Below are 18,263 nucleotides of genomic sequence, written 5' to 3'. Positions count from 1 at the left end.
TTTAACCACCGAATATTTTAACTTCGGGTGGTTGGGACGTTCAAAGAACCGTCACAGAACAGTTATAATAGCTTTTAGGTTTAAAGCTTACACTTTAAACCTTGTACATAGCTACTATCCCCCGACCATGAAGTCGAGGATTATACCATTTATACGGCTGATAATACCGCTTAGGATAGAGGCTTTGAAACCCCGGAATAACGTCACCGCTATTCTTGCAAGAGATTTTAGCCAATTTTTTGAAATATCAATTAGCTATCCATGTCATTCCTGCGTGGATCAGTTTTTTTGTCATTGCGAGGAAAATTACATAGTAATTTGACGCAGCAATCTTGAGAAAAATTCCTGAGATTGCCACGCAGCCTATGGCTGCTCGCAATGACGACTTGATATCCACTCAACAAAACCTCCGCGGGAATGACATCGAGCTGGTTTTACCAAACCACTTAATAAAGCTTGTAGTTGATATAATGATAAATTTTAAGAAGGTTCCTCTTCTTGCTGTTTATACCAAAGTTCGGCATAATAGCCTTTGTGCTGTAGCAAGGTTTTATGGTTGCCCCGCTCAACTATATAACCGTGATCTAAAACGATAATCTCATCTGCATCGATAATAGTTGAGAGTCTATGGGCAATGATAAGGGTAGTATGGTGAGCCGAGATCTCTTTAAGGCGTGCTTGAATTAGCTTTTCGGCTTTAGTATCAAGCGAACTTGTTGCCTCATCAAAAACATATATTGCTGGATTTTTTAAGATGGTTCTTGCAATTGCAATACGCTGTTTCTCACCGCCCGAAAGCTTTAAGCCTCTCTCGCCTACCTGCGTCTCATACCCTTCGGGTAACGTGCTAATAAACTCATGAATATGAGCATTTTTTGAGGCTGCTATAACTTCATCGTAGCTTGCTGCATTATTACCGTATGCGATGTTGTAATATATCGCGTATCGTTAAACAGTACCGTATCTTGCAGGACAATTCCAATAGATTTACGCAGCGATTGTTGCGTGACTTCTCTTATATCCTGACCATCAATAGTAATATTGCCGCTATTAATATTGTAAAACCTAAAAAACAAGCGTGATATCGTCGATTTCCCTGCCCCGCTACTACCGACTACTGCTAAAGTTTTACTGCTCTTGATCGTAAAACTTATATTATGTAAAATCGGACGTTCCTGATTATAAGCAAAGCTAACATTATCGAAACTAACCACACCTTTTAAGATAATTAGCTCCTTAGCGTTCAAAGCATCCTCTACTTCTACAGGTATATCAAGCAGCTTAAACATATCTTCCATACTAACTAGAGCGTTTTTAATTTCTCTATAAGCAAAGCCAAGTATTGAAAGCAGCATTGATAGCTGAAATAGATAAGTATTAACCATTATTAAATCGCCGACGATCATTTTATTTTGGTTAATAGCATTTGCTGAAAGTATCATAAGACTAACAAGCCCTAAGGATATTATAACATCCTGCCCGATATTTAAAATCGATATGCTGTTAGTAGTTTTAGTAGCTGATTTTTCATAAGTTTATAAAACCTCATTAAACTTTATCGCCTCATATTCTTCATTACCGAAATATTTAATGGTCTCAAAATTCAGTAAACTATCGATTGCTCTATTATTGGCGGTGTTATCGCTTTGGTTCATTTCCCTTGCAAAAGAAATACGCCAAATACTGATTAGGCAAGTATAACCAACATAAACTATCATTGTTATTAAAATAGTTACGGCAAACCAAATACTGTAAACATACCATAACATCCCGCTTACTAATATAATTTCTACGCTTGTCGGAAAAATATTAAATAACGAATACCGCAGTACTACTTCAATACCTTTAGTACCACGCTCTATTGACCTACTTAAGCCCCCTGTCTTTCTAGTAATGTGAAAACGCATACTTAAAGCATGTACTTAAAGACATTTAGAGCAACTAAGCGAGTTACTTGATGCCCTACTTTTGAAAAAAGATATTTCGTAATTCACTGTTGAACAAGTATTTTTGTTCCGCCATATGCAACAATAATCCCAATCATAACCGAAAGAGCAAAGTTTTTATTTAGCCCATTTATTATATATTTATAAACAATAGGAACAAAAATATTTATTACTTTAGCTATGACTAGACAAATTAAGAGAGGTAACAATACGCAGGCGTATATCAAAATCCTTCGACCATAAATACGGCAGAAGTAGAGAGAATGAATTTTTGCGAGTTTTGTTTTTGAACATTTTAAAGTTTTGGTAGTTTTCAGCATCATTACAAGCGGGCATTGCTCACGTGGATACTAAATCGTCATTGCGAGCGACCGTAGGGAGCGTGGCAATCTCATAAAATAATAACAACCTCCTTAGATTGCTTCGTCAATTACTTCGTAATTTCCTTGCAATGACGTTTTTATTAATTACGCTCCGGCAGCAGGTGCAGTCGTCTTTGGCTGATTTTCTAACAGCTTATCTAGCCTTCCCTCTTTTTCAAGATCAAACAGAGCATCACAACCGCCAACATGCATATTATCTATAAATATCTGCGGGACGGTCTTTTTTCCACCGGATTTCTTAATAAATTTTTCTTTCTCTTCCTGAGTAAAATTACTTAATTCAATTTCCTCATAAGCAACATTTTTCTCATCAAGCAATGCTTTAGCTTTTATACAATAAGGACAACTAGCGAGAGTATAAACAATAATTGTGTGTAATATAGCTTTATTCATAATGTTATATTTTTTTGTGAGATTTTAATATATTATCTTAAACTATAGTTTTTAAAGCAAGTAAAAATGCATGAATAATTTTTCTATTATCTCAGAATATAAACCGGCAGGCGATCAACCAAAAGCAATAGATGAAATTATAGCAGGGTTAAGTAGCAAAAAACGCTCACAAATGTTGCTTGGTATTACGGGATCAGGCAAAACCTTTACTATGGCAAATATTATAGAGAGAACTAATCGTCCTACTCTTATTATGGCTCATAATAAAACTTTAGCTGCCCAAATCTATTCAGAGATGAAATCGCTTTTTCCAAAGAATGCCGTTGAATACTTTGTCTCATATTATGATTATTACCAGCCCGAAGCTTATATAGCACGCACCGATACTTTTATAGAAAAAGACTCATCAATTAACGAACAAATTGATTTAATGCGTCATGCCGCTACAAGATCGCTATTAGAGCGTCGTGACGTTATAGTAGTTTCTTCCGTTTCCTGTATTTACGGCCTTGGCTCTCCCGATTTATATTACCAAATGGTGGTTAATCTAGAGCCTGGTCAAAGCTACCTTCGTGATCAACTACTAAACGATTTGATAAATCTACAATATGAGCGTAACGATATCGGATTTGAGCGTGGCTGTTTTAGAGTTAAAGGCGACAACATCGATATTTTCCCCTCACATTACAGCGATAAAGCTTGGCGTTTATCGTTTTTCGGTAATGAACTCGAATATATCCATGAATTTGATCCCCTAACAGGTGAAAAACTTGCTAAGCTCGATAAAGCTATAGTTTTTGGTAATTCACATTTTGTGATGCCTCAAGAAACGGTCAATAATGCCATATCAGGTATTGAAGAAGAATTACAAAAACGCTTAGAGTTTTTAAAGTCACAAGACAAACCACTTGAAACTCAAAGGCTAAATCAACGTACTCAATATGATCTTGAAATGTTAACGGAAACCGGCAGCTGTAAAGGAGTTGAAAACTACTCTCGCTTTTTCACAGGACGTAATGCCGGTGAGCCGCCTCCTACATTATTCGAATACCTACCAGAAGATGCATTATTATTTGTTGATGAAAGCCATGTATCCGTACCGCAAATTAGAGCGATGTATAACGGCGATCGAGCAAGGAAAAAAGTTTTGGTAGAGCATGGGTTTCGTCTACCCTCTGCACTTGATAACAGACCTTTAAAATTTGAAGAATGGGACAAATTTAGACCACAAACTGTGTTTGTATCTGCAACTCCAGGACCGTTCGAGTTAGAAGAAACCGGCGGCACGGTTGTAGAATTGATTATTAGACCTACTGGGCTGCTTGATCCTGAATGTATTATCAAACCCGCTACTAACCAAGTTGAGGATTTAATTAGCGAAATTCAAACCACTATCGCTCAAGGTTTTCGTGTTCTAGTCACCACCTTAACTAAAAAAATGGCAGAAGATTTAACCGCCTATTTGCAGGAGCTAAAATATAAAACTTCTTATTTACATTCTAACGTTCATACTCTCGAACGTATAGAGATTTTACGAGATTTAAGACAAGGTACTATTGATGTTTTAGTCGGTATTAATCTATTAAGGGAGGGGCTTGACATCCCTGAATGCGGCTTAGTTGCTATACTTGATGCAGACAAAGAGGGGTTTTTGCGGTCGGAAGTATCGTTAATACAAACAATAGGAAGAGCTGCAAGAAATAGCGCGGGTAGAGTTATACTTTATGCCGATAAAATGACTAAATCTATCGATAAAGCTGTTAGTGAAACGTTGCGTAGAAGGCAAATTCAGCAGGAATATAATGAAAAACACGGCATAATTCCAAAAACCATCAACCGTGCTATTCACGCTTTAGCAGAATTTGAGAAAATCGATAGTAAGCTTGATAAAAAACAAGCTCATACTTTATTTGATAATCCTGCTAAGCTAAAAACCCATATTGATAAATTAAAGAAAGAAATGCTTAAAGCCGCAAGTAATCTTGAATTTGAACAAGCCGTAAAACTTCGTGATCAGCTAAAAACTCTAGAAGAAGCGGCACTCGAGTTGAGTTAATGGTGTGCGTTGTGGATACCAAAATCGTCATCGTCATTGCGAGGCAAACCTGTAAGTTTTGACAATCTCAGGAGTTTGTTATTATTTCATGAGATTGCCACGCAGCCTATGGCTGCTCGCAATGATGATTCAGTGTCCACACGGGCAATACCATTAACAACACCTAAAACTCCTACGATGATACGGTGATAAGCCATGTATATTAATAGCTTCGATATGTTCTTTGGTACCGTAGCCGGAATTTTTGTGCCATAAATATTGGGGAAATTCAGCACTTAAGTCTAGCATCAAACGATCCCTAGTAACTTTTGCAATAATAGAAGCCGCAGCAATCGATAATGATAAATTATCACCGTTAATTATACTGACAAATCTTTCATCCTTAAACTGCATATTACCGTCAACTAACACTATTTCTGGCTCAAGGCTAAGATTTGCTACAGCAATAGAACAAGCTTTTTTAGTTGCCTCTAATATATTAATATCATCAATTTCGGTATGAGAAATAATAGCAGTTGCCCAAGCATAATTACTAGTGATTTGTTCATATAGTAATTCTCTTTTCTTTTTGGAAAGCTTTTTAGAATCTTTAATGCCCGTTATAATATTGGCGTTATCTACTATAACGGCACTTGCTACTACCGGACCTGCAAGCGGTCCTCTACCTGCTTCATCTATACCTGCTACAATACAGTTATGATATTTTTTTTCAAAATGTAATAGATCTACTTCCATAATTGTATTTTTTTAATTTTTGATATATGATAGAGCAGTTTAGAATTACAAAAAAGGAAAAGTGCAAAATTATTTTCAATTATTAGGACTTCCGCAAGAGTATAATATTAATTTAAAGATATTAGAAAAGCAATATTTTGCTATGCAGGTAAAATATCATCCCGATAAAGCAAAAACTTTGCAGGAAAAGGAACAAAATCTAATTACTGCGGCTGAATTAAATAACGCTTACTCTACTCTTAAAGATGCCTTAAAGCGTGCTGAATATATGCTGCTTTTGCAAAATATAAATTTGAATGACGAAAAAACACGTAGTTTACTTTCGCCGCTAGAATTAAGCATATTCTGGGATGAAATGGAAATAATCGAAAATACTATCTTATTTAGTGATTTAGAAAAAATAAAAGACAAATATGAATTAATGAAAAAGCTTGAAATTGATGCTTTAAAACAAGCTTTTGAAGAACAAAATCTATCAGACGCAACTATAAAAACTAGCAAGCTTAAATATATTGGGACATTGCTGCATAAACTGCAAGAAAAAATAAAATCATGCAAATAATAGAAATTAGGGAACCGGAGCAAGCTGATTTTAAGCCAGAACAGCAAATAGCAGTCGGTATCGATTTTGGCACTACTAACTCATTAATAGCTATTGCAGCTAATAGAAAAGTTAAAGTTATTAAATCTATAGATGATAAAGAATTAATCCCAACTACTATAGATTTTACAAGTAACAATTTTACTATAGGTAATAATAAAGGACTGCGTTCTATTAAAAGACTATTCGGTAAAACATTAAAAGAAATTCTCAATACTCCGGCACTTTTTTCGTTAGTTAAAGATTATCTAGATGTAAATAGTAGTGAGCTTAAGCTAAATTTTGCAAATAAACAACTGAGAGTCCCTGAAATTGCAGCAGAAATTTTTATTTACCTAAAAAATCAAGCAGAAGAACAATTAAAGACTAATCTAACTAAAGCAGTAATAACAGTACCTGCACATTTTAACGATGCAGCAAGAGGCGAAGTAATGCTTGCGGCTAAAATAGCAGGTTTTGAAGTATTAAGGCTAATTGCCGAACCTACTGCAGCTGCCTATGCTTACGGCTTAAACAAAAATCAAAAAGGCTGTTATTTAGTATATGACCTAGGCGGCGGCACTTTTGACGTATCTATTCTTAATATACAAGAAGGTATTTTTCAAGTTATAGCAACAAATGGTGATAATATGCTTGGTGGCAACGATATAGATGTAGTAATTACACAATATCTTTGCAATAAATTTGATTTACCTAATTCTATAGATACTTTACAACTTGCAAAAAAAGCAAAAGAAACTTTAACATATAAAGATAGTTTTAATAATGATAATGTATCAATTAATAAGCAAACATTAGAGCAATTAATTTTACCCTTAGTAGAACGTACTATCAATATAGCTCAAGAGTGTTTAGAACAAGCAGGAAATCCAAATATAGACGGAGTTATTTTAGTAGGGGGTGCAACCCGCACTCCTTTAATAAAAGACGAATTATATAAAGCATTTAAAATAGATATTCTATCAGATATTGATCCTGATAAAGCAGTTGTATGGGGGGCTGCATTACAAGCAGAAAATTTAATAGCACCCCATACAAATTCATTATTGATTGATGTAGCACCTTTATCGCTGGGTATGGAATTATATGGCGGTATAGTTGAAAAAATCATCATGCATAATACTCCGATTCCTATTTCGGTCGTAAAAGAATTTACGACTTATGTCGATAATCAAACCGGTATACAATTTCACATATTACAAGGTGAACGTGAAATGGCTGCCGATTGTCGCAGTTTAGCCCGATTTGAGTTAAAGGGACTTCCTCCTATGAAAGCAGGATATATTAGAGCCGAAGTTACTTTTTCTATTGACGCAGACGGTATATTATCCGTTTCTGCTTATGAGAAAATCAGCAATACATCACATGCTATAGAAGTAAAGCCAAATCACGGTATTGATAAAACGGAGATTGATATTATGTTAGAAAACGCGTATAAAAATGCTAAAATAGATTATACTACAAGATTATTACAAGAAGCAGTAATTGAAGCAGAGGCTTTTATCTTTAGCATAGAACGTGCTATAGCGGAATTCACAACTTTATTATCGGAAAGTGAGATATCTATAATTAATTCTTTATTAGATAATATAAAAGAAGCCGTACACGCTAGAGATTGGATCTTAATTAATAATTCTATTAAAGAGTTTAAATCCAAAATAAAAAAATCTATGGATACAAAGTTTAATGTAATAATTAATGATTTGCTAAAAGGCAAAAATATCAATCAAATTAAATAGCCTCAGTTATATATAAAATATTATATATAATCGAACTAATTTAGATAATGAAAAATAAGAAGAATGTCAGGAAAAATAAAAGTAACATTTATTATAAATGATGGAGAAGAAAAAACAGTAGAAGCACCGATAGGGCTTTCTATTTTAGAAATTGCCCATAGTAACGATCTAGACCTTGAGGGGGCTTGTGAAGGATCACTTGCTTGTGCTACTTGTCACGTTATTTTAGAAGAAGAATTTTACAACAAATTAAAAAAACCTACGGAAGCAGAGGAAGATATGCTTGACTTAGCCTTTGGTCTTACCGATACTTCTAGATTGGGATGTCAAATTATTTTAACCGAAGAATTAGACGGCATAAAAGTACACCTTCCTGCTGCTACTCGTAATATAAAATTATAATGGATTAAAAAAGTGATACGTAAAATACTTCTTTTTGTGTTTTTAGCCTTTACTATAATATGGTTTGCAACTGCATATACTATAAAAAATAACGTTGTAAGTTTAATAAAGAATTCTGAATCCGATAATCTTAAAATATCTTATAATGTAGTTAAGTTTTCAGGCTATCCTTTTAATTGGAAAATTACCGTAACGGATCCTAAAGTAAAATTAATTAATCATGTAAATTCTAAAGAATTTACATGCAAAAATATTGTCCTAAATATAGCTTTTAGTACTAAAAGAGCCGCTCTTAATTTCGGTCCTTTTATTAGAGAAGTCGATAATTACGGCGACAAAACATTTACCTATGATGTACGCAGCGATGATGACATAAAAGGTATAGGCAAATTTAATAAACCTTTATATAAAATATCAAAAGATGATAATTTAAAAGAAATATTAAAATCAATTCAGTTAAATAATAAAGCATTATTGATATTTAAAGATAATCAAGAAATCTTTAAAATTAATGATTTAGCATTTCTTATAAGAAAACAGAATTTAGCAAATGAGGAAAATATATCCTTATTTTTAAACATGAATTATTATTCAGAAAAAGATATTTTGAATTTTAAAAATGCTAATTTAGATATTGCTGCTTCTTTAAAATTTACTGAAGACGGAGAAGATTCAGCTATTTTACAAAATTTTAATATAGAGAGATTTATTTTTACTTGTGATAATGATTCTAAAATTAATTTAAACGGTGATTTACAACTCTTTGCCAATAAATTACCGAAAGGAAAACTATATTTTGAGCTGGAAAATTATAATGCCATAGTTGATAAATTATTACCGAATAATATTATTTTTTCTAAGAAAATAATTAAAACAATTATTGCTAAAGCAATTAATAAAGCTTCCGACGTGCAATTAAATACAGAGCAAAATGATTCAAATTCAGCTTACAACAATATAACAAAAGCTAAGTTTGATATTGAGTTTTCAGACAAAGGAATAAATATCGGTGCTATTAATTTATTAGAACTAAAACTTGGTGAACATAAAGAAGACCAAAATACCACAAATAATTCAAATTAGCTTTATGAACAATTTTAAGCTAGCGACTATTATTAGCATATTTCTTATTTGCAGTAATATTTATGCTGCTCCAAAAGTCATTAAAATCGGTACCGGCTCTATTTTAAAAGGATATTATGCTATTGGACTTGATTTATGCAAGACTATTACAAATGACGATAAAAATAATGAACATATTAAATGCGAAGTTGTTGCAACAAACGGTAGTATAGAAAATTTAAAATTATTACAACAAGGCAAAATTGATTTAGCCCTAGTGCAAGCTAATATTGCAGTAGAAGCATATGAGGGCATAGGTTATTATCACGATCAAGAAAAAATGCAAAATTTACGTCAGGTGCTTAATCTACATGATGAGTTTTTTACGGTTATTGTAAAAGATGAGGATAAAATAAAAGGTTTTGCTGATATTGACGGAAAAAAAATAACTAACGGTCCAGCATTTTCCAGTAGTCATATTACTTATGATGTCGTACGTTCTTTATATAAATTTGCTAAGGAACCTGAAGAGCTACACATTAATTATGAAGATTCTAGTGATCAATTCTGTAATAAGGAAATAGATGCTATAATAATGATGGTTGGACATTCTAACCCCTTAGTAAATTTAATAGCTAATAAGTGTGAAATTGATTTCATTTCTATTGACAATGATAAAATAACGGAATTAATAAAACAAAATAGAGCTTTTCATAAAGCCATACTTCATAAGGGCTTATATCCAGGGATTACCGATAATCACACTACAGTAAAAGTATCGGCAATCCTAGTAACTAGAGATGAGGCAAATCGTGATATTTTAGATAAATTTATCGGAGCTTTTCATAGAAACGTAGCAAATTTTAAACTTTCTAACTACTTATTAAATAACCTGGACATTAACTATTTCGCCGATACTAAAAATTTTGTCCTACCAAAACATGATTCAGTAAGAAACAAAAACTAACAATATCTTATGTCTGAAAATACTATATTTAAAAATATACTGATACCTATAGATTTAAATGATAAAAAATCTATAAAAGGTATTCTTTCTAAGGCTTTAATGCTTGCGACGAACTTTCAAGCAAAATTACATTTTATGTATGTAATTCCTGAATTCGGTACGAAAATGTTTGAAGATTATTTACCCAAACATTGGAGAACAGAGAAAAAAGAAAAGTATAAAGCTCAAATTAAAGAGCTTATCAAACAATATATTCCCAATGAAATTGAAACAGATTATTATATAGGTAGCGGTGCCGTTTATGATGAAATAATTAAGCACTCTAATGAAATTAAAGCCGATTTAATCATAATCTCTGCAGTCAGACTACAATTAAAAGATTATATGCTTGGACCTAATGCTTCTAAAATCGTCCGTCATTCAGATATATCAGTGTTAGTAGTAAGAGACGATTAATAAGTATTATTTACGACTCTTGTGAGTGCATTGCTAGCGTGGGTCCATAATCGTCATTGCGAGCAGCCATAGGCTGCGTGGTAATCCACAAAAAATAAAAAAAAATGCTATAAATTAGCATTTTTTACTGGATTGCTTCGTCAAAACTTACAGTTTTTTCTTGCAATGACGATTTTGGCGGTTATAACTTCACTTTCAACTTCACAAAGCCTTGATAGCTTTGATATTTCTTTTGTAAATGACAGTGATATTCAAGTAATACGCTTACATTATCTTTTTCAGTTAAAACGCTAGCACCGATATTATAAGCGACTTTAGGTTGCTTCGGTAATGCGATAGTTTCATTAACTTCTCTATCTTTCCATTTTACTTTAGCATTAAGTTTTTTACTATTATCATTAAGTAATGTTCTACAGATGCTTGAAGTACAGGCATAACACTGAAACCTTCAGCTATTTTCTACGGTGCTAAAGAGCTCTACCTTACCGCCTAAAATACCGCTCTATAAATGCTACTTTTAGAACCAATACTCAAATGCTGAATACCTACAACATCACTTTCTTGATATGTATTGTCTTTAGAGTGGCCGTATCTTATACCAAGATTTGGAGTAAGAGTAATATCACCATTCATAAGATGATTATAATTTAATAAAGTTTCAAAGTTATAATTATTATCCTTATATTTACCGGTTGCAATAGTACCTAAACGGTTGATTTACTTTTTACTATATTATAATTGTAAGCAAACATAGCTTGTATCATAAAGTTTTTCGGTAATTCTTTTTGTCCGTATATAAGTTACGATATGGCTATCGATATTAGTATTTGCCCTGCTACCGTTAGATTTAAACTTTGAATCCAATTTAGTATTAAGCAATACCGACTAAATCTTTGTAGTTATCAGAACCAATATCAAAACCTATAGTACCACCCGCAGCATGACCTTTATAACCGGCAAAACCTTTTTGCGTATTAGTACCGTAAGTACCTGCAATCCAAAGGCTTTTATCTAACACTTTTTCATCTTCATCACCCGCAGCAACCACAGCACTAGAGAACATTCTATGCGATATAATATTACAGCTCATTTGAGTGATATCATGAATCATATATATTGCTCCAATCATTTCTTCGTCTTGTTTTACTGCATTTTGCATTTCTACAACTTCAGCAGCTTCAACTCTTACAGCTTCAGCAATGCTTGCTTCTGCGGCTTCCTTTATAGAAGCAACTACTTTTGCCTCCTCTTCTTGTCTAGCGTCCTCTTGCTTCGAGTTTTCAAGGCTAACTTCAGAATCCTTAGATTCTGATTTATTTGTACTACTAGATACTTATACTTTTGTTCGCTCCTGTATTATATTATAATCATCATTTTCATAATCTTCTTCAATGTTAAAATCATCATCTTTATCATCAAAGCCTTCAATATTGCCTTCTACAGGAACAATCCTCTCTACAGTATGTGGAGCTTCTTCCACCGGAGGCGGAACTACCCCTACATCTTCCATATTAATAACTACCGGTGCCGGTGCTAATGGAGCTGCAACTGCAGGAACAGCTATTACCTCTCCTGCATCCTCTTCAGGATCTGCCGGTAAAACCAACGGTGCAACAGGAACCACAAAAGCAACAGCAGAAGCTACTACAACTACTCCACCATAGCTTACGTCTCCATTGGCTACTGCTTGTGCTGCTGCTGACTCCGGATATCTTGTAGCAACTTCTGCTTCATTTACAGCTGCCGCTTCTATAATTGCTGCTAACCTAGAATTATTCGCTTTAAGTTGCCGCATTAATCCTGCATCTTGATTCATTCTAATACATAAATTTCTTGTTTCCTGATCTATACCACTTGCTACTTCTCTTTTAGGACCTATGAACTCAATATTGGTTCCTTCTTGTATAGCTTGAGCTAATTGATTTATATTACCATCAAGTGCATCTGCATTTTTATTTGTATATTTCTCAAAAACTTCTTCTACAATTAATGCTTTTAGTTTTTCCTTTCCTTGAGTCTTTATTGCTAACTCTCTTTTGAAATCCGTGTCAACTGAAGCTGCTATAGCTTGAACAACGGTTTCGTATTTTTGCCCCTATTTTAGAAGTAGGAGCAATATAAGCTAATGCCACTGCAACCACAGCATTTTTTTAGGAAAAAGATTTACGATAGGCTTTAGACTGTTCCTCTTTCTGACTAAACCGTCCATACCAAGCCCATTATCTCCTATCCTCGTATGTAGTGGCAGGTCCACCTGCTACCACTATTACTGGTGCAATAACAGGGGTATTAGCAGCTTTACTCCTTTTAATACCGCTTCTATTTTCTCATCACTTATTTATATTAAGAAATTTTACAATTGCCTCTTTTAAGAAATCTTTAGTATTAGGTATTAAAGCTTTCATTTTTGCATTAAAATTATTTTGTACGGCGTCTGTTATATTTTTCTCTGTAATGGTTTTAGAAACTTTAGATAAACCAGCTGCATTATCGGCTAAAACTTTTCTTAGTAATCTAGCGTTAGTATCAACTGCCGTTTCATAAATTCTTGATAATGTTGCCGGTACAGCTTTATTTTGTAAAAATGTTAGCCTCTATCTATATTACTTTCCACTGTTAAATTAACAATATTGTTATTAATCCAATTATTTATTTGAGTATTTACTTTTTTTGCTTTAGGCGTAAGGGCTATATTATCGCGTACTTCTCCTTTATTAGGAGCTAGATCTAGTACATCGGAAAATTTTATCTCTATTTCATTATTTAAAGAATTTGCTCTTAAAACATTTTCATTTTTAGCAATATAATCTATTCTTGATATAATTGTTTTCTTATCTTGTAGTTCATCTTTTATTTTTATTTCAGTACTTCTTGCCGTAATATGATTTTGTAAGTCCAGCGGTAATTTATCAAAAGTATAGTTTAACGGTCTATTGCATTATGTTCTTCTTCATTAAATAACTCTTTAAAAAATTCCTTGTTGGCTATTTTATTATTTAAAGTTAAAGCTTGCCTTGAAATTTGCTTTATTACATCATCATCTTTTAGTCTATTCCAAATAATTCTCAGCTTTTATCATTAATTGTGCTTTATAAGGCTTTGCTTCTGAAAATAATGCTAAAGACTCAAGTGAACTTCCTTTCTTCTAAAGTCAAAAGTGTTTTGATAGTAATCCCTAAATCTCTTTCTGCACCTAATCTAATGTTCTTACTTCTAGCTTCCCGGGATTTCCATTATTTTTAGCTAAATACATCTCATTATGCAATATTCTGTCTAAAGTATTCGGAGCTACAAGAACTTCTGCGACTGCTCTGCCTACAACCGGTGCCGGTGCAGCTATTCTTCCTCTTAATGCAACATCTTCTTGTGCCTTTAGATTTATAACCTGCTAATTTTAATTCATCATCACCTATGGCATCTAGATTTGCTATATCCCTAGCTATTGCAAGTCTTATACCCACACCTGCCGGAGGAGGAGCTGCTACTCCACCCGGTAGAGGCAGAGGCGGCAGTACTACTCCTGCCATTGCTTGAGGTGCTATATTACAAGACCTACTAGACCCTCATTATCTATTCTTATTTCACCTACAGTCTTTTTTAGGACAAGTGCCAGATCACTCATTGTTAAAGCATCGAAATTATTTATCAATGCTTGCATTTTCTTACCATCCAAATCTTTAGTTATTAAACCGGCATCTTTTAAAATCTTGTTATAACTTTTTAGACCTTGCTCATCAACTACCTTATCGTTTTCATTCACTATCTTAATGTTACCGTTATCAATATATGCTTCTTTTAATTTAGCCATCTGCTCTCAATAATTAACTACTATTGCAGGATCAGCTAACTTCATTACGGATTGTCTTATGGGAATACTAGATTGTTTAGACTCAAGCTCAACTAAGTTTTGATTAACATAGTTTTTAAATTGATCTAATAATTTATGTTTTGCTTCCGGAGTAGCTACGCTTTTAAACTTATTTCAAAGGGCTGTTTCCTGATTCAGAGTATTTAGCATTAATATCGATGCTTCTTACAGATTATTTACAACTTTTAAATCGTCATCTACACCGCCTGTCATAGCTATATATTTTAACTGCTCCAAAGGTGTATTTAAATTTTCTATGTTATAAAATGTATAGCCTTTTTAATTTTATCGTTAATACTGACAGCATTTGCCCCTTCAGCTTTAGCAAGGATTTCCAATACTTGAAGTCTATTTTCTAGAGCCATCTCTTGCTCGTTACGTCCTGTTTCTACTGCTGTATTACCTGTTAAATCAACAACTTCAACACCAGCTGCACGTACTTCTCTACTTGCTCTAGCACCGTTAAGTACAGGAGCAACTGCTTGAAGTCTAGTGACTTCTATTATTGCGTTATTGAATAATCTTCTTTCCCCCTGCATAAGATGGTCAACAAGGTCACCACAATCTGTACGGTCCTGAATTCCTTTTATAACATTAAGCTTTTGAGCAGGAGTTAATATTTGGTAGTCAGCAGTATGGTTCAATATATCATAGATTTCTATATCTGCTCTTGCTTCCCCGGTCACAGCGGTAAGGATTGCAGCATTAGCACAGTTAAGTAAGAATAATTTTGTAAGTTTAGAATTTATAGATTTAATATTTCATAATCTCTAATTCCTCTTTAATAAATCTTATTACTTAAAATATTAATACTTTTTTGTTATTAAAGATAATGATACATAAAAAATATTATGTCAAAAATTTATATTGATGAGTTATAAAATAGGATAGTAACGTGGATTTTATATATATATTTTAGTATTTATAGGAAATGTTATTTTGTTAACGTTTAGTTAATTTATTAAAATCTCGTAGAATATTATACGATATTACTTCTATAAATGCAAGCTATATTATTAAAATTTTCATTATTTTTAAAATGCTTTATAATGATTGTTATATCACATGATGTCATTCCCGCATGAATACCCAAGTCGTCATTGCAAGCGAACGTTAGTGAGCGTGGCAATCTCAGGAATTGTTCCAATATTGCTTAGTCGACACTTGCAGTTTTTCCTCGCAATGACGCAAAAATCGTTCCACGCAACCGCGCTTTCTTGCCCACACGGGAATGACATTAAACTATAAGGTATATTACTTTGTCTCTCAAAACCAAATTACTTTTTATTACAATCAGCGGCATTATAATATTATATTTTGCTATTCCTCCTGCACCTTTACTTAAAGACGTAAGTTTCTCACAAAGAGTATTTGACCGAAACGGCGAGTTAATGCGTATTTCGCTTTCTAAAGACGATAAATATAGGATCTTCACTCCTATACGTGAAATACCGGCAAGTTTTATAGAAACAGTACTATTATATGAAGACAAGCATTTTTATGCGCATTTTGGTGTTAACCCTGTTTCTTTAGCCAAAGCTTTTTATTCTACTTATTTACAGAATAATCGTAAAATAGGCGGCTCTACTATAACAATACAAGTAACACGTTTAAGATATGGAATAAACTTTTCTACTATTCTTGGTAAAATCCATCAAATCATTAAAGCTATTAATGTAGAGCTACATTATTCAAAAGATGAAATCCTAGAAGCTTATCTAAATCTAGTGCCTTACGGTAGTAATATTGAAGGGATAGCAGCCGGCAGTTATATTTACTTCAATCGTGACCTAAAAGATTTAAATTTGATCGATATTCTAAGCCTTACAGTAATCCCACAAAATCCGCTTAAAAGAGGTGGGAATGATATTAATATTTTTAAAGTACGTAAATATCTATTTACCGAGTGGCTCACGATTCACCCACAAGATATTATTTATAATAAGTTAATTAGTTTGCCGGTTAAATTTAATCAAAATAAAAAGCTTCATTTTATTGCACCGCATTTTACTTTAGACATACTAGCAAATAATGATAGCCCTATTATACGCACTACTATAGATAAAAATCTGCAAGCTGCTATAGAACAACAAGTTCGGCTATATATTAATGATCGGAAAAAATATGGCATTAATAATGCCTCCGTAATTCTTATTGATTTTACTACTATGGAAGTACTTGCAAGTATTGGCTCCGGAGAGTTTTTTAATAACGATATTTGTGGACAGATTAACGCACTAAAAGCCATAGATCTCCAGGCTCAGCTTTAAAACCGTTTGTCTATGCACTTAGTTTTGATCAATCACTAATACATCCGTTAACTTTACTAAAGGATACACCTACTTACTATGATTATTATAAACCGGAAAATTTTGATAGTAGGTTTGCAGGCGGTTTAAGTGCTAGAGAATCGTTAATAAAGAGCCGTAACGTACCTGTAATATTTCTAGCGTCTAAGTTAAAAAACCCGAATTTTTATGAGTTCTTACAACAAGCAAAAATTAGCGGCTTACGAAAACCTGAAAATTACGGTTTATCTATAGTGCTCGGCACAGCAGAAATTACTCTTGAAAAGTTAATTACTCTTTATGCTATGCTTGCTAATTTCGGTACTTATAAACCGCTTAGAAAAGTATTGGATTCTACTATGTCATTCCTGCAACAGCAGGAAGCCATAAAAAATTACCTAAATGTTGGAACAAAAATTTCATATGATTTACTGGATTCCCGCTTTCGCGGGAATAACACAGGAGAGGACAAGGATGACACAGACACCGTACTACTATCCCCCGAGACAAGCTATTTAACACTTGATATCATAAAAGATACGACTCGTCCTATTACCTATAATAATACAAGGCATAACTTACCGATTTATTGGAAAACAGATACTTCCAGCTCATTTAGAGATGCACTTAGCGTCGGCATATTCGGGAAATACGTACTTGCTGTTTGGGTTGGGGATTTCAAAGGGCAAACTCACGGAACATTTACGGGTAATATTGCTGCAGCCCCTTTATTCTTTAATATTATCGAATCCATAGCTAGACCAAATAAAGATGAGGATTTAATCCTTTCAAAAATTAATGCACTAAATATTACTAAAGTAAAAGTTTGTGCAGATACGGAAGATATCGATAACGATATGTGTCCGGTTAAAGCAGAAACCTTATTCATTCAAGGCAAATCACCGATAAAACAATCCAGTATTTATAGAAAAATGTTGATAGATTTAAAAACCGGTATGCCTGCTTGTAACTTTATTAAATGACAAACAGAATATAAAACAGTAAATTTATGGCCAACAGATATGCTTGCGGTTTATCAAAAAGCAGAAATACATATATTACCAAAACCGATACCTACAAACCATTGCAATAGGTTGACAAATTGGCATCATCAAAAACCTAAAATTATATACCCGTTAAAAAATTCCGTACATTCAATTAAAAATAGTGATAACATTACTTTTAGTGCGATTAGCGATAATAAAACCAACAACATTTTTTGGTTTGTGGAAAATGAATTAATAGCAACCGCGAAACCAAACGAAGCATTAATATGGAAAGCAAAAACCGGTGAATTTATTATTAGAGCTATCAGCGATAGCGGCGAAAGCGACAGTATAAAAATTTATATTAAAGAATAGATTAGC

The 18,263-nt window shown here is 33.3% G+C and carries 16 protein-coding genes and 2 pseudogenes; 9 read left to right on the top strand and 9 right to left on the bottom strand.

Going from position 1 to position 18,263, the window contains the following annotated elements:
- Positions 1-480 precede the first annotated feature (480 nt).
- Positions 481-2,240, bottom strand: a pseudogene (locus BTU51_RS09655) (ABCB family ABC transporter ATP-binding protein/permease).
- A gap of 173 nt (positions 2,241-2,413) precedes the next feature.
- Positions 2,414-2,722 (bottom strand): glutaredoxin 3, encoded by a 309-nt coding sequence (gene grxC / locus BTU51_RS01565; protein ID WP_012150484.1) that lies wholly within the window; start codon positions 2,720-2,722, stop codon positions 2,414-2,416.
- 70 nt (positions 2,723-2,792) lie between these two features.
- On the opposite strand from grxC, the gene uvrB reads away from it, so the two are divergent.
- The gene (gene uvrB, locus BTU51_RS01560) at positions 2,793-4,778 is read left to right on the top strand and encodes an excinuclease ABC subunit UvrB (protein WP_012150483.1); all 1,986 of its coding nucleotides are present in this window, start codon (positions 2,793-2,795) and stop codon (positions 4,776-4,778) included.
- A 153-nt stretch (positions 4,779-4,931) separates the two neighbouring features.
- On the opposite strand, the gene BTU51_RS01550 is transcribed toward uvrB, so the two are convergent.
- On the bottom strand, positions 4,932-5,513 hold the full coding sequence (locus BTU51_RS01550; protein WP_012150481.1) for a ribonuclease HII: 582 nt from the start codon (positions 5,511-5,513) through the stop codon (positions 4,932-4,934).
- A 61-nt stretch (positions 5,514-5,574) separates the two neighbouring features.
- Between BTU51_RS01550 and hscB the strand changes: the two genes are divergently transcribed.
- The 6 genes from hscB (at position 5,575) to BTU51_RS01520 (ending at position 10,740) form a co-directional block, all read left to right on the top strand.
- Positions 5,575-6,075, top strand: coding sequence for a Fe-S protein assembly co-chaperone HscB (gene hscB / locus BTU51_RS01545; protein ID WP_012150480.1), 501 nt, complete (start codon positions 5,575-5,577; stop codon positions 6,073-6,075).
- Positions 6,066-7,853: a Fe-S protein assembly chaperone HscA gene (hscA, locus tag BTU51_RS01540; protein WP_012150479.1), complete on the top strand. Its 1,788-nt coding sequence runs from the start codon at positions 6,066-6,068 to the stop codon at positions 7,851-7,853. Before hscB ends, hscA begins: the two co-directional genes overlap by 10 nt.
- A gap of 63 nt (positions 7,854-7,916) precedes the next feature.
- Positions 7,917-8,255, top strand: a complete 339-nt coding sequence (locus BTU51_RS01535; protein WP_012150478.1) for a ferredoxin family 2Fe-2S iron-sulfur cluster binding protein — start codon at positions 7,917-7,919, stop codon at positions 8,253-8,255.
- A gap of 12 nt (positions 8,256-8,267) precedes the next feature.
- The gene (locus BTU51_RS01530; RefSeq protein ID WP_012262257.1) at positions 8,268-9,338 is read left to right on the top strand and encodes an RP198 family tick cell line-upregulated protein; all 1,071 of its coding nucleotides are present in this window, start codon (positions 8,268-8,270) and stop codon (positions 9,336-9,338) included.
- A gap of 4 nt (positions 9,339-9,342) precedes the next feature.
- Positions 9,343-10,284 carry a TAXI family TRAP transporter solute-binding subunit gene (locus BTU51_RS01525; protein ID WP_012262256.1) on the top strand — a complete coding sequence of 314 codons (942 nt, stop codon included), beginning with the start codon at positions 9,343-9,345 and terminating at the stop codon, positions 10,282-10,284.
- A 9-nt stretch (positions 10,285-10,293) separates the two neighbouring features.
- Entirely contained in the window at positions 10,294-10,740 is a 447-nt protein-coding gene (locus BTU51_RS01520) for a universal stress protein (protein WP_012150475.1), read from the top strand.
- A 489-nt stretch (positions 10,741-11,229) separates the two neighbouring features.
- Here the strand turns inward: BTU51_RS01520 and BTU51_RS08060 are convergent, their stop codons facing one another.
- From BTU51_RS08060 to BTU51_RS01500, 3 genes are all read right to left on the bottom strand, one after another.
- On the bottom strand, positions 11,230-11,439 hold the full coding sequence (locus tag BTU51_RS08060) for an autotransporter domain-containing protein (protein ID WP_075807900.1): 210 nt from the start codon (positions 11,437-11,439) through the stop codon (positions 11,230-11,232).
- Between the two features lie 172 nt (positions 11,440-11,611).
- Positions 11,612-11,899: a hypothetical protein gene (locus tag BTU51_RS08055; RefSeq protein WP_155105193.1), complete on the bottom strand. Its 288-nt coding sequence runs from the start codon at positions 11,897-11,899 to the stop codon at positions 11,612-11,614.
- Between the two features lie 174 nt (positions 11,900-12,073).
- Positions 12,074-12,556 (bottom strand): hypothetical protein, encoded by a 483-nt coding sequence (locus tag BTU51_RS01500; protein WP_041472472.1) that lies wholly within the window; start codon positions 12,554-12,556, stop codon positions 12,074-12,076.
- 425 nt (positions 12,557-12,981) lie between these two features.
- Between BTU51_RS01500 and BTU51_RS01495 the strand changes: the two genes are divergently transcribed.
- Positions 12,982-13,284, top strand: a complete 303-nt coding sequence (locus BTU51_RS01495; protein ID WP_012150473.1) for a hypothetical protein — start codon at positions 12,982-12,984, stop codon at positions 13,282-13,284.
- Between the two features lie 713 nt (positions 13,285-13,997).
- On the opposite strand, the gene BTU51_RS01480 is transcribed toward BTU51_RS01495, so the two are convergent.
- From BTU51_RS01480 to BTU51_RS01465, 3 genes are all read right to left on the bottom strand, one after another.
- Positions 13,998-14,267: a hypothetical protein gene (locus BTU51_RS01480; protein ID WP_012150472.1), complete on the bottom strand. Its 270-nt coding sequence runs from the start codon at positions 14,265-14,267 to the stop codon at positions 13,998-14,000.
- Between the two features lie 11 nt (positions 14,268-14,278).
- Positions 14,279-14,548, bottom strand: coding sequence for a hypothetical protein (locus BTU51_RS01475; RefSeq protein ID WP_012150471.1), 270 nt, complete (start codon positions 14,546-14,548; stop codon positions 14,279-14,281).
- A 314-nt stretch (positions 14,549-14,862) separates the two neighbouring features.
- Complete coding sequence (locus BTU51_RS01465) at positions 14,863-15,294, bottom strand: hypothetical protein (RefSeq protein WP_012150470.1); 432 nt, start codon at positions 15,292-15,294, stop codon at positions 14,863-14,865.
- Positions 15,295-15,867: 573 nt separating this feature from the next.
- Here BTU51_RS01465 and pbpC point away from each other — a divergent pair.
- A pseudogene (gene pbpC / locus BTU51_RS01460) lies at positions 15,868-18,257 on the top strand (penicillin-binding protein 1C).
- Positions 18,258-18,263: the final 6 nt, after the last annotated feature.

The organism is Rickettsia rickettsii, from assembly GCF_001951015.1.
GTDB classification, from domain to species: domain Bacteria; phylum Pseudomonadota; class Alphaproteobacteria; order Rickettsiales; family Rickettsiaceae; genus Rickettsia; species Rickettsia rickettsii.
This window is presented reverse-complemented; position numbering and strand designations above follow the sequence as displayed.

What these genes read in the sequence shown, in the direction of transcription:
- grxC (WP_012150484.1), bottom strand. Translation starts at nt 2,722, where the DNA reads ATGAATAAAGCTATATTACACACAATTATTGTTTATACTCTCGCTAGT.
- uvrB (WP_012150483.1), top strand. Translation starts at nt 2,793, where the DNA reads ATGAATAATTTTTCTATTATCTCAGAATATAAACCGGCAGGCGATCAA.
- BTU51_RS01550 (WP_012150481.1), bottom strand. Translation starts at nt 5,513, where the DNA reads ATGGAAGTAGATCTATTACATTTTGAAAAAAAATATCATAACTGTATT.
- hscA (WP_012150479.1), top strand. Translation starts at nt 6,066, where the DNA reads ATGCAAATAATAGAAATTAGGGAACCGGAGCAAGCTGATTTTAAGCCA.
- BTU51_RS01535 (WP_012150478.1), top strand. Translation starts at nt 7,917, where the DNA reads ATGTCAGGAAAAATAAAAGTAACATTTATTATAAATGATGGAGAAGAA.
- BTU51_RS01525 (WP_012262256.1), top strand. Translation starts at nt 9,343, where the DNA reads ATGAACAATTTTAAGCTAGCGACTATTATTAGCATATTTCTTATTTGC.
- BTU51_RS01520 (WP_012150475.1), top strand. Translation starts at nt 10,294, where the DNA reads ATGTCTGAAAATACTATATTTAAAAATATACTGATACCTATAGATTTA.
- BTU51_RS08055 (WP_155105193.1), bottom strand. Translation starts at nt 11,899, where the DNA reads ATGCAAAATGCAGTAAAACAAGACGAAGAAATGATTGGAGCAATATAT.
- BTU51_RS01500 (WP_041472472.1), bottom strand. Translation starts at nt 12,556, where the DNA reads ATGAATCAAGATGCAGGATTAATGCGGCAACTTAAAGCGAATAATTCT.
- BTU51_RS01480 (WP_012150472.1), bottom strand. Translation starts at nt 14,267, where the DNA reads ATGGCAGGAGTAGTACTGCCGCCTCTGCCTCTACCGGGTGGAGTAGCA.
- BTU51_RS01475 (WP_012150471.1), bottom strand. Translation starts at nt 14,548, where the DNA reads ATGGCTAAATTAAAAGAAGCATATATTGATAACGGTAACATTAAGATA.